General features: G+C 66.5%; 8 protein-coding genes. 4 read left to right on the top strand and 4 right to left on the bottom strand.

Going from position 1 to position 12,655, the window contains the following annotated elements; translation table 11 throughout:
* Positions 1-37 precede the first annotated feature (37 nt).
* The 3 genes from ABZW74_RS12335 to ABZW74_RS12345 all read left to right on the top strand — a co-directional run bounded on the left by ABZW74_RS12335 (position 38) and on the right by ABZW74_RS12345 (position 4,511).
* Positions 38-1,279 carry an alpha-hydroxy acid oxidase gene (locus ABZW74_RS12335; RefSeq protein WP_355276504.1) on the top strand — a complete coding sequence of 414 codons (1,242 nt, stop codon included), beginning with the start codon at positions 38-40 and terminating at the stop codon, positions 1,277-1,279.
* Positions 1,280-1,512: 233 nt separating this feature from the next.
* The gene (locus tag ABZW74_RS12340; RefSeq protein ID WP_355276506.1) at positions 1,513-2,949 is read left to right on the top strand and encodes a DUF6777 domain-containing protein; all 1,437 of its coding nucleotides are present in this window, start codon (positions 1,513-1,515) and stop codon (positions 2,947-2,949) included.
* 173 nt (positions 2,950-3,122) lie between these two features.
* Positions 3,123-4,511 (top strand): DUF6777 domain-containing protein, encoded by a 1,389-nt coding sequence (locus ABZW74_RS12345; RefSeq protein WP_355276508.1) that lies wholly within the window; start codon positions 3,123-3,125, stop codon positions 4,509-4,511.
* 62 nt (positions 4,512-4,573) lie between these two features.
* Here the strand turns inward: ABZW74_RS12345 and ABZW74_RS12350 are convergent, their stop codons facing one another.
* The gene (locus tag ABZW74_RS12350) at positions 4,574-6,070 is read right to left on the bottom strand and encodes an NAD(P)/FAD-dependent oxidoreductase (RefSeq protein ID WP_355276510.1); all 1,497 of its coding nucleotides are present in this window, start codon (positions 6,068-6,070) and stop codon (positions 4,574-4,576) included.
* A gap of 141 nt (positions 6,071-6,211) precedes the next feature.
* On the opposite strand from ABZW74_RS12350, the gene ABZW74_RS12355 reads away from it, so the two are divergent.
* Positions 6,212-7,420, top strand: a complete 1,209-nt coding sequence (locus ABZW74_RS12355) for a helix-turn-helix domain-containing protein (protein ID WP_355276512.1) — start codon at positions 6,212-6,214, stop codon at positions 7,418-7,420.
* A gap of 256 nt (positions 7,421-7,676) precedes the next feature.
* Here ABZW74_RS12355 and ABZW74_RS12360 read toward each other — a convergent pair whose 3' ends face one another.
* The 3 genes from ABZW74_RS12360 to ABZW74_RS12370 form a co-directional block, all read right to left on the bottom strand.
* Positions 7,677-10,271, bottom strand: a complete 2,595-nt coding sequence (locus ABZW74_RS12360) for a LuxR C-terminal-related transcriptional regulator (protein WP_355276514.1) — start codon at positions 10,269-10,271, stop codon at positions 7,677-7,679.
* Positions 10,272-10,334: 63 nt separating this feature from the next.
* A complete protein-coding gene (locus ABZW74_RS12365) occupies positions 10,335-10,874 on the bottom strand; it encodes a dihydrofolate reductase family protein (protein ID WP_240857463.1) in 540 nt (179 codons plus the stop codon).
* A gap of 82 nt (positions 10,875-10,956) precedes the next feature.
* Positions 10,957-11,628, bottom strand: a complete 672-nt coding sequence (locus tag ABZW74_RS12370; RefSeq protein WP_355276516.1) for a hypothetical protein — start codon at positions 11,626-11,628, stop codon at positions 10,957-10,959.
* Between the last annotated feature and the right edge of the window lie 1,027 nt (positions 11,629-12,655).

Here is a 12,655-nt window from a genome sequence, read left to right on the forward strand (position 1 = left end):
CCGGGGGACGTACGTCGAACCGGAGGAGACCTGCCGCATGGAACGTCGAATTCCCAAGGTGCGTGACCTCGCACCGCTGATGCAGTTCAAGAAGCCCGAGTTCAACGCCAAGAAACGGCGGCTCGACGCGGCGCTGACCATCGAAGATCTCCGGAAGATCGCCAAGCGTCGCACACCGAAGGCCGCCTTCGACTACACCGACGGCTCAGCGGAGGCCGAACTGTCGATCGAACGCGCACGACAAGCGTTCCGCGACATCGAGTTTCATCCCGCGATCCTGCGTGACGTGGCCAAGGTGGACACCAGCTGCACCATTGCGGGCGGTCGGAGCGAACTCCCGTTCGGCATCGCGCCCACCGGCTTCACCCGGATGATGCAGACCGAGGGCGAGTATGCGGGCGCCCGAGCCGCCGCGCGGGCCGGCATCCCGTTCTCGCTGTCCACCATGGGCACGGCGTCGATCGAAGACGTGAAGGCCGCAAACCCGTCGGGCCGCAACTGGTTTCAGCTCTACATGTGGAAAGACCGGGATCGGTCGATGGCGCTGGTGGACCGCGCGGCGAAAGCCGGCTACGACACGTTGCTCGCGACGGTAGACGTCCCGGTCGCCGGAGCCCGGCTGCGCGACAAACGCAACGGCATGTCGATTCCGCCGGCGCTCACCTTCGGAACGGTCATCAATGCGCTCCCCCGGCCACAGTGGTGGATCGACTTCCTCACCACCGAACCACTCGCCTTCGCATCGCTGGATCGGTGGTCGGGGACGGTCGCCGAACTACTGGACACCATATTCGACCCCACCGTCACCTTCGACGACCTCGCCTGGATCAAGTCCCAGTGGCCGGGGAAGCTCGTGGTCAAGGGCATCCAGACGCTCGACGACGCGAAGGCCGTGGTCGACCTCGGCGTCGACGGGATCGTGCTGTCGAATCACGGCGGCCGCCAGCTCGACCGCGCGCCCATCCCGTTCCACCTGCTGCCCAGCGTTGCCGCCGAGCTCGGTGAGCGCACCGAGATCATCCTGGATACCGGAATCATGTCGGGCGCCGACATCGTCGCCGCCATCGCACTGGGCGCCGACTTCACGCTCGTCGGCCGCGCCTATCTGTACGGGCTGATGGCCGGCGGCGAGGCGGGTGTCGACCGGATGATCGCGATCCTGACCGAGCAGATCGAACGCACCATGCGCCTGCTCGGCGTCGCAACGCTCGACGACCTGAACCCCGGTCACGTCACCCAGCTGATGCGGCTCATCCCGCGGACCGACACCTCTCGGTAGTGACTCGAAGAGTTCCCTCCGCACCCTGAGGCCCCGCCGCTCCGCGAGGCTCCCGTGGGTGGATCCTGTGTATATCGCTCCCCGGAGCTGCGACGTTACGCGGCTGTAGTCCGTTCGGGTGTTTTTGCAATCAATGCGCCGAGCTGGGCCGATACGGGTTGCCCGATCCCGTCGCGCGCCACAATACTGAGTTCTCACGTGTGCGCGAGTCGGTCCCAAGGAGTGTGTTCTCGATGTCGTACTACCCGCCGGGCCCACCGACGTCACCCTCGGGCGCATTCACCGGACCGATGGCTACTCCGCCGCGCAATCGACGAGCACTGACCTTTGTACTGTCGGCCATCGTCGTGGTTCTGGCGTTGGTGCTCGCCGCAGGCGTGGTGCTCGTCGTGAAGGCCCGGGATGGCAGCATCCAGATCCCCGGACTCACACTCACCTCCGCCGAGGACCGCGGCGTCGACCCGTTCACCACCGCAGTCGCCGTCGCCAAGCCGTCGTCGCTGGGGAACGTCAAGCTCTCGGCGCAGGTCGGGTATCCGACTCAGGGCACGGTGACGGTCAACGGTTCGCAGCCCGGGCTCTATGGCGTCTACCCCGCCGAGACCGGTGCGTCGTCGATCCCCAACCAGCTGTCGCGCCAGTACGCAGCCAAGCCCGCGGCAGGCCGCGCGTTCGGTAAGGCCAACGGCATCAGCGAGGCCGCGGTGCCCTACTACCTGAACACCCTCACCCCGGTGGTGCTGACCCGCGACACCTGGGTCACCGATCACCGCTACGCCAACGAATCGGCATCGCCCTATCAGGCGGTACTCGAGGCCGGTACGTGCGTGCTGGTCGACCCGGCCGGGGTCCCGCGCGTCCGCTGCATCAGCGGCAGTCCGCTCGGGCCGCCCGCGGCCGCACCCGTCGGCGGCTACCGCCTCGAAGGCAACAGGTGGGACGGGTACGAGACCGAACGGGTCACCCGCATCTGCTACCAGAATCAGTACGTCACCACGATCAACAACACGACGACGATCATCGAACGCCCCGCTCCCGGCCCGCAGAATGGCCCGCGCCGTGGCGTCCTCGAGGTCGTCGACGTTCGGACCGGCATCGTGGCGCCCCGACCGGTCGGCGGCGGCGTCGACCTTTATGGGCTGCCCCCACTGCCGGCACCACTTCCCGACCCCTTCGTCGCCAACACCCCCTTCGTCGCCACGGACGAGGCACAGGCCAAGGACAACGGCCTCGCTCGCCCGGGCAGCCCGCTTCCCGCGACCGAGGTCACCGAACGGGCCACTGCGAACCGCGGAGTTCCGGAAGGTGCACCGGAGTCCGAGACGAGCGCGGCGCGGTCGAGTTCCCTCGAGGTGACCAGCACGCCGGGTGGCCTCGAGTCCACCGCCGTGTCGACGACGACGTCGGTGCCCGCGTTCCCGCGCGGACCGCTGACGACTCCGACAACGACCACGACGGAGACCACGACTCCGACGACCACCACCGAAACCACAACGCCCACAACGACGGTCGAGACCACGACACCTACCACGACCATCGAGACCACAACGCCCACCACAACCGAGACCACCACCACGGAAACAACCACCACCGAGACGACGACCACCGAGACCACAACCGAGACCACCACGACGGAAACGACGACCACCACGACTGAACCGGTGTCCTAGCGACAAGCGCGCCGGCGGACGGGATCGTCCGCCGTCGTTCGATCGGAGTAGATCGACTCCTCATGTCGGTTCATGATCCGACATCCGATTGCCCGTCGGCACACCTCGCCCCGATACTCGAAGCACGAACACTTGCCCCGCGGCGAGCGCCGCAGGCCGTAGGAGCGTGCCGAATGTCGTACTACTCGCCGCCTGGTCCACCGACCTACCCACCGGGGCCCTACAGCGGAGCCCAGCCCGCTGCTCCTCGTCCTCGCCGCGGTCTCACCTACGCCCTGGCTGCCATAGTGGTGGTACTGGCCCTCGTGCTCGTGGCGGGATTCATCTTCGTCACCAAGTCCGAGGACGACAACTTCACGATTCCCGGCCTCACACTCACTTCTGCGAATGAACCCGGCATCGATCCGTTCACCACACCGGCCAACGTGGCTCAACGGACATCGCTCGACAAGGTGCATCTGTCGGCACAGGTGGGCGCACCTAAGGACGGCAGCAGGCAGGTGAACGGCACCCAGCCTGGCCTCTACGCTCGCGGTGGACCGACCTGCGACACGAATGCGTTGGCACGCAACCTGACTGCCGATCAGAGGGCGGCGACAGCATGGGCCGGCGTCTTCGGGATCCGCACATCGTCGATTCCGCACTACTTGAACACCCTGTCGTCGGTGTCACTGACCGCGGACACCTGGGTCACCGACCACGCGTACAAGGACGGCAGCGCTCGGCCATATCAGGCGGTCCTGCAAAACGGTACGTCCGTACTCATCGACAGTGCCGGTGTTCCCCGCGTACGCTGCGCGGGCGGCAACCCCCTGACCCCGCCCGCCGAAACCCCGGTCGGCGGTTACCGACTCGAAGGCAGACAGTGGGAGGAATACCAGACCAAACTGGTCACCCGCGTCTGCCCCAACGATCGTCGCGTCGACACGGTCGACAACAAGCCGATGATCTTGCCCGTCCCGCCACCACCACCGCCCGGACCCGACGGCAATCAGCTGCCCGGGCAAGGCTTCTTGACGCTCGTCGACCCGCTGACGGGCAACACATACGGTCTCTACCTCCGACCCGAGATCAACGACATCTCCCTCTACCCTCCGCTGGAGGAGACTCTGCCGGACCCCATCCGCATCAACGTTCCGTTCGTGCCCGCCGACGAGGAGCAAGCTCGCGACAACGGCCTGGCGCGAGCGGGCAGCCCGTTGCCCGCCGACCATCTCCTCAGGGTCGCATCGGAGCAGCAGAATGTGCCGCAGGGCGCCCCCGATTCCGAGTCGAGCGAGCCGAACCAATCATCCTCGGAGTCAACCGAACCCAACCCCTCAGACATCTCGACCGAACCATCACCGTCAGAGGTCTCCACGGAACCGTCGACCGAACCCACCACCACGACGGAAGCGACCACTACGACCACCACGACCGAACCGACCGTCGAACAGACAACAGAGCAGACCACCGTGGAGACGACCCAGCCGACAACCGAACCGACCGTCGAACAGACGACTCAGCCGGAGGCGGTGCCCGAGGACACCGGTGCGGTAACCACAACGGCACCGGCGTCTTAGTGGTCCTGTCCACAAATTCGCCGGGGGTCTTCGGCGAATTTCTGAACAGCACCACTTAGCGGTCACACGGATACCGCAGGTGCCGCGTACTGCGCGGTGGTGGTGAAACGCAGGTTATCGTCGACGAGTTCGCCACTGCGCAAACGACGTTGGTCCTCGTAGTAGTTCATCGACATCGTCCACGGACCCTCGATACCCTGCTTGGGCAGGTCGGCGAGCGCTCGCTTGACGTAGCCGGCGGCGAAGTCGAGTACCGGCTTGGTCTCCATCGCGGGGTCGGCCTCGGCGCGGACGGCGGCGTAGCCGTGTTCGTCCATGTAGCCGATCAGTTTGCACAGGTACTCGCAGAGCAGGCCGACCTTGAGGGTCCACGACGAATTGGTGTAGCCGATCGCCATCGCGAGGTTGGGCACGCCGTCGAGCATCAGCCCGCGGTAGACGACGTGGTCGGGCAGCGCGACCGGCTCACCGTCGACGCTCAGTTCCATTCCGCCGAGCAGTTGCAGGTTGAGACCCGTTGCGGTGACAATGATGTCGGCCTCGAGTTCGCGGCCACTCTCCAACAGGATGCCGTTCTCGGTGAAGGTCGCGATGCGGTCGGTCACCACCGACGTCTTGCCCTCGCGGATCGTCTTGAACAGGTCGCCGTTGGGCACCGCGCACAGACGCTGATCCCATGGGTCGTAGGGCGGGTTGAAGTGCTCGTCGACCGGGAATCCCGCCGGCAGGAACTTGGCGTTCACCGAGCGGATGACCCGCCGTGCGGCCTTCGGAAACCGTTGGCAGAACGTGAAAACGAGTCTCTGCTGCGCGATGTTCTTACGTCGCGCCCACTGATAACCGCGCTCGTCGCCGAGCAGTCGGCGCAGGGTGTTCGCGATCGCATCCTCGCGGGGAATCGGCATGATGTACGACGGCGTGCGTTGCAGCATCGTCACATGCCCGGCCTGCTCGGCCATCGCCGGCAGCAACGTGACAGCTGTTGCGCCACTTCCGATCACCACGACCCGCTTCCCGGAGTACTCGAGATCCTCCGGCCAGTGCTGTGGGTGGATGATCTGTCCGCGGAACCGGTCCCGCCCTTCGAAATGCGGGGTGAACCCCTCGTCGTAGCGGTAATAGCCTGAGCCACAGAAGATCCAGCTCGCCTTGATCTGGATCCGCGCGTTGTCCTCGGACCGGTCGATCTCGACCGTCCACTGCGATTCGTCCGACGACCACGCCGCCGACACAACTCGATGGCCGTACCGAATGTGCTCGGAGAGACCGTCCTCGTCGATCGCCTCGTGCAGATACGACAGAATCCGCGGCGCGTCGGCGATGGACTGCTTGTCTCGCCACGGCTTGAACTCGTACCCGAACGTGTGGAGATCGCTGTCGGAGCGGATGCCGGGGTAGCGGAACAGGTCCCAGGTGCCGCCCGCGGCGTCGCGCGCCTCGATGATCGTGAAGGTCTTCGACGGCAGTTCGGTGGTCAGGTAGTGCCCCGCGCCGATGCCGGAGATGCCGGCGCCGATCACGAGAACATCGACCGTGTCGACCGGGTTGCTGGTGGGCACTGGATTTGTTGTTGGCACTGGATCTGTTGTTGGCACTGTGCCTCCTTGGGCTGGCTGTTGCGTCCACAATCCCCTCGGGCGACACCAATAGCCAGTGACAGAACGCACCAGAATCGGTCCCATGAGGTGCATAATGACCACATGGAGAGCGACTGGCCACAGGTATCGGCCGCCGTGGGAGATGTGATCCGCCAGGGCTCCCAGCTGGTGCTCAACGCGCGCGACGATTGGGTGTCCGCCATGCACGACGCCGCGCTGGGCAGTGTTCGGATGGCCGCCGTGGCCGAGGACCCCGTGCTCGCCGAGGGCACCCGGCGGACCAACCTGGCCAACATCATGCACTGGGCCGCCGCCAATGTGTCGAGGCCCGGCGAACGGGTGTCGGTGAACATGACGCCGGAGATCGTGAACGCGACCCGCGATCTCGTCCGGCGCGGCCTCGACGAGTCCGCGCTCGATTCGTTCCGGACCGCGCAAAGCGTCGCCTGGCAGTTGTGGATGGAGATCTGCTTCGGGCTCACCGACGACACAAAGGTGCTGCATGAGCTGTTGAGCGTGACCTCGAGGTCGATCTCCACCTTCATCGACGACACCGTCGAGGCGATGACCAAGAGCATGGCCGCCGAACGCGCCGACCTCGCGCGCGGCACGCACGCGCAGCGTCGCACCACCGTGGCATTGCTCCTCGAAGGCGCGCCGATCCCCCGGGCTCGCGCCGAAGCGCAACTCGGCTATCGGCTGTCCGGCCGGCACACCGCCGTCGTGCTGTGGTCCGACGGACCCGACCCGGCGGCCGAACTCGAGGCGGCAGCCGCGGACCTCGGCCGGGTGACCGACCGATTCGGGCTGTCGGTCATCGCCAGTGCGTCGTCGTGGTGGTTGTGGCTGCCGACCGACTCGTCGTCGATCCCCGACCGACTCGATGCACATCCCACGATCGGCATGGCGGTGGGCCGAACCGGCAACGACGTCGAAGGCTTCCGTACCAGTCACTTTCAGGCGCTGACAGTTCAGCGTGTGCTCTCGCGTATGACGTCCGGACGTCGGATTGCACGGTTCGACGACGTACGGCTGGTCTCACTGCTCGACACCGACCGGCCCGCCGTCGACGAGTTCGTGACCGATGTCCTCGGCGACCTCCACCAAGCACCGCGCGAACTCCAGGCCACCCTCCGCACGTGGATTGGTCTGCAGTGCAACACAGTTCGGACCGCACAGGAGACGTATACGCACCGCAACACCATCGTCCGCCGACTCGCCCGCGCCGAGAGTCTGCTACCGAGGCCCCTCACCGAGAATCTCGTCGACGTCGCCGTGTGCCTGGAAGTCCTCGAGTGGCGAGGCAAGTGAGGCTGAGCAGCTCACCCCCGCCTGAGGTGCGAGTACCCACCGCCCGCCGGCTGAGGCGCGAGCTCGCGAGCTAGCGCTCCTCACACCTCAGGCAGCGGTAGGGATTCCACCCCCGCCGGCTAGCGCTCCTCACACCTCAGGCAGCGGTGGGGATTCCACCCCCGCCGGCTTGCGCTCCTCGCACCTCGGGCAGCGGTAGGGATTCCACCCCCGCCGGCTTGCGCTCCTCGCACCTCAGCTCAGGGAGCAGTTGGGATCAGCGCGCGCGAACGCGCTCGGCCAGGCCGGCGCGGTCGGGCACGTCGACCTTCATGCATGCCCGGTAGATGTGGCCCTCCACGGTTCGCGTCGACAACGTGAGGCGCTCGCCGATCTCGCGGTTCGACAGACCCGCAGCAACGAGATTCGCGATTTCGCGCTCACGCGGCGTCAGCGGAAGCGGATCGGCCATGGCGGTGAGCGCCGGTGTCGTCAAGCCCCCGCACTCGGCAGCGAGCCGATAAGCGGCCGAGGCACTGCGCGTCGAGGCTCGGTTGTCGCCGGCCGCCGCATAGAACACCGCCGCTTGCGCCGCCGAGTCGGCGGCGCAGGCGAGTGCCCCGGTGGTCTCGAACTCCGCAGAGCAAAGCTCCAGTGCCGCAGCATCTCTTGATTCGACGGCGACCGCGTGCCGCACATATGCCTGCACGAGTTCGCCGTCGATGGACGCAGCGAGCTTCGCCAGTGGCTTGGCCGCGTCGGTGTCGCCCAGGCGAGCCGCCGCATGCAGGGCCTCGGCCGCCACGCTGCGTTGGGTGGACGCAGCAGCGAAGTCGGCGGTCTCGTGCGCCACGCAGATCGCTTCGGAGACTTGTCCTTCGGCGGCGGCGAGCCACACCCCGGCCAGCCGCAGAAGTGGCTCGAACACGGCGACGTGCGGACGCAGATCCTTGCGAACAGCGTCGGCCAGCGCCCGCGACTCGTCGATCTCGCCGAGCTGCGCGAGTACGGTCGCCAATGCCATTCGCGCCGGAAATCCCCATGCGGACATGACATCCGAGGCCATGGCGGCGGTGGCTTGCCGTAATGTCGCCGCCGCCCGATCCAACCGTCCTTGCGCCGCCTCGACGACGCCGGTGAAGGTCTGCACCATGCCCCAGGCCAGATACTGGCCGGGACTCGAGAACTCGGCGTAGCTCGCGGCGAACTCGCGCGCTCGAGCGAGCCGGCCCGCATAGACCAGCGCCTGCAGTTCACCGAACACCGCCGAATACCGCACCAACCCGTCCATGCTCGGCGGGATCTCGACCGCCCGCGCGATCGCGAACACCTCGTCGGCCTCACCCATCAAGCACAGCGAGCGCTCGGCCGCGAACGCCGCCCAGTACGACGCAGCCGGGATGGCGGCGTCGTTGCCCAACACCTTTCGAGCGCGTTCTGCGGCGGCCACCAGGTTGTTGGCCTGCATGTCGCGCACTGCGGCAGCGGCATCCACCATGTCGACCAGTGCCGGCGTGCTGATCCGCGCCTGCAGGAGGGCCAGCATCTCGTCGCCCCGCTCGCCGTCGCCCATGGCGAAGTCGAAGTTCCACAGACGTGTCATTCCCCAACGGAGAACATCGAGTTCGTCGAGCGTGTCCGGATCGATGGCGACCATCACCTGCTCGCCCTCGTCGGGGCGGCCCTGCCAGAGCAGCGCTCGCGCAAGGAGATCCGCCGCATCCAGTCCACCGCCCCGCTCGATGGCGGCCCGGGCGAACCGCTCTGCCGCAGCGACATCCGACAGCGCGATGGCGCTGCGCGCCGCGTCGAGCATGACCTTCTGATCGGTCTCCTGGTCGCTGTCGATTGCCAAGTCCGCCAGCCTGATTCGACCCTGACCAGACTTGGGCCTGCCGCGTTGCGCGAGTGCGGTCACGAGTTCGCCACGCAGGCGGCGGGCACGCAGACGACCGATGCGTCCGCGCACCACATCGCCGAGCAGCGGATGCGCAAACCGCGCCAACAGGACCCGGCCGTCCTGGGTGATCCGGATCAGCCCACGCCGCTCGGCCTCTTCGACCTCTGCCTCGCCGGCAACCTCGACCAGCAGGTCGGCCTCGATGGGCTCACAGAGGCTTAGCAGATTGAGCGCGTTGGTCACGCCGTCGGGGAGAGCCGCGATACGACTTTCCAGCAACGACGCGAACTCCGTGGTGACCGAGGCGTTTCCGCGAAGCTGCCAGATCCCGCCCTCGCATCGCAGACTGCCCGATTCGCGGGCCCCGGTGACGAGGTGGTGCAGGAAGAGGGCGTTGCCGCCGGACGCCTTCCACATCAGCTCCGCCGAGAGTCCTTCCACCTGACCGCCAAGGGTCTGCTCGAGCAGGTCGACGCTCTGTTCGCGGGTGAACGCGTCGAGTTCGATCCGATCGAGGTAGCGGTCCTTCCACAGCGACATCACGGCGTCGGGCACCCGTTCACCGCTGCGAATGGTGGCGATGATGCGGGCATCCCCGTCGATCGCGAGCTGATGCAGCAGGGTTGCCGACAGTGGGTCGAGGAGATGCGCGTCGTCGACGCCGAGGATCACCTCACCCGCGTCGAGCAGCGATTCGCGTGCCGCGGAAAGGTAACCGACGGCGTCCTTGGCGGTCGACGGTGGTACGACCGGCGCGAAGGCGCCAAGCGGGATGGATCGCGCCGACTCACTACCGACCACCCATCGCACATTGGGGAGCGTTTCGGTGACCTGACGGGCGAGCGTCGTCTTGCCGACGCCGGCCGAACCGGTGAGGACGATGCCGCGGCTGTGACCGTCGCTCGTCAGCAGCGCATTTCGCGCGGCGTCGAACTCGACGCGACGCTCGACGAGGGCCCACGTTCCCGACACGGCCCAATCGTACGACCGTCAAGCGCTGGTGGGAACCGGTTATCCGACCGACCGGCACTCGCCTCAGTCGGCCGGACCGTAGGAGAGGTGCAGGACGCCGTTGTCGAAAACGTCGTGGTCCACCAGGCGCAGGCCCGTCTTGCTCATGTCCTCGAACAGTCGCGCGCCGGTGCCGAGCACAACCGGATAGACCAACAGATGCAGCTCGTCGACGAGGCCGTCGGCGAGCATTGCCCGCACGAGTGTCCCGCTGCCGCTGACGTAGAGGTTCTCGGCACTCTTGAGCTCGCGGATCCGGTCGGCGTCGTAGGTGCCGAGTACCTGCGAGTTCTGCCAGCTGTCGACCTCCGACGCGGAGGTCACCACGTACTTGGTGCTGTCGTTGAAGAACGGTGCACCCGGGTCTTCGTCGGCCGTCCGCGTCGACCACGCTGGGGCAAACATCTCAAAGGTGTTACGCCCCAGCAGAATTCCTGTGCACTCCGACATGAACGACGACAAGACCGCGCCCTGCGCCTCCGGAAATCCGTACGGCATGGTGAATCTCGGGTCTTCGAAGACACCGTCGAGACTGACGAACTCGTGAACGTGGATCTTGCCCATGATAATTGGCCTTTCGCTGTATCAAGGATGCGGAGCTACTCGCACAGTTCGACCCAGCGTGAGGGCAAAACTCATCGGTGACCTAGGCGGCCGCGGCAAGGAGGGGAAGCACCACCAGCAACAGCAGAAGTAAAATGAACGGGATCACGAACAGCGCGATCGCCGGGACGACGCCGTTATAGGGCTGCGGAGCCGGTCCGATCGAGCCGGGACTGAACACGAACACCGGCATCCGATACTCGAGCGGCACCACCTGACCAGGAGCCACGTTGATCGTTGTGTCGACCGGTCCCACCTTGGTCGGGATCAGGTACGGCGCATGGACATGCACGTGGTGCTGCCCGGGCGGCAGCGGGATGTTGTTGACGCCCCACTCACCGGTCGGATACTCGTGCCCGTCGATCGAGATCTTGGGTTTGATCAGGAAGAAGATCCACATCAGCGGGAAGAACTTCGCGTCCAGCGACAATCCCTGTCCGCCACCCGGCGCCGACTGGTGCTGGGGAGCCTGGTGTTGCGGTGCTTGGTGCTGCGGCGCTTGGTGTTGAGGTGGCGGCTGGTGCTGCGCGGGCTGGTAGGCCGGTCGCGCCGGCGGAGCACCGTATCCCTGTGGCACGCCGCCGGGACCCTGCGGGTAACCCGGTGGCGGCCCGTATCCCGGTGGCGGCCCGTAACCCGGCTGGGGCGGGCGCGGACCCTGCTGGCCTGGCGGCGGATACTGCGGCTGTCCGAACGGCGGTTGTGGTGCATTCACGATCATCGACCCCTGATGTTCCCCGAAAGTTGGCTCGTCGAAGCACTGTAACCCGATAGGTGTACCGCGGTCGCCCCGCACTCATGCGTTTGAACACCCCCCTCGGTGACGACAGAACCCCGCCGGGCCGAAGCCAGACGGGGTTCATCATCGCGAAGATCGGGCGATCAGGTCACGCGAGCGCAGCGACGAGGCAGTGTCACTGCCAGACCCAGATCCACCGGCGGCCGCGCGGGTCCCAGCGACGGATGCGACGACGACGACGCGGGTGCGGCTGCGGGTGCCGGGGCTGCGGACCCTGCGGTTGCTGCGGGTGCTGAGGGTTGTGCGGGGGGTTCGGCATTGGACGCCCTTTCATCTCTGGTCTCGAACCGGCACGCCGGTTCTCCTGACAGCGATGACTCTGCACACCGAAGCTTGGGAGAACTTCCCGTCTTCCTGGGAGGTTGCTGGTCGTCCGTACCCGCCGGGATGGTCCCGCCAGCCAGCTGAGGCTCGTCGCACCTCGGGGAGCAGTAGGATTCCTGCAGGTCAGAGCGCTGGCCGCCAAACTCTCTCGGATCAGCGACCCACCCGCCGACGTCGTCGGCAATCGTGGAGGCGGGAAGAGTGCGGCCTCATCGCAGAAACCGCACTTGTCGCCAGAAACCGCAGGTGTGGCCAGAAACCGCTGGTGCGCCACGGGTTTCTGACCAGACACGCGGTTTCTGAAATCGCGACACGCCGACGACGCGCGTGGGAGGTCGGCGAAGCCGCCGTCGCGGTCAACCCTCACCGAGGTCCACCTCGAGCGCAGACCTCGGACTCCGAACATCATCGTCGAGCACAGAAAGCGCTCTTTGCCGCCAAGAAACTAGGGGAAGAAAACTCGTCCCCTACTCTTGGAGTCCTCCCCCAAGAACTTCTAGGGGACGACTGTGAACCCCGGGGAAGGGAGAGTCCCAGGGGGTGGTGGGGTTTCGGTCCTGACGTCAGCTGAGCCGGTCGTGACTGGTCCGGCGTGTCGTGGGGGCTTGGGGTGGGCCAT

The sequence above is a fragment of the Gordonia sp. NPDC003585 genome (genome assembly GCF_040610755.1).
Lineage (GTDB): Bacteria > Actinomycetota > Actinomycetes > Mycobacteriales > Mycobacteriaceae > Gordonia.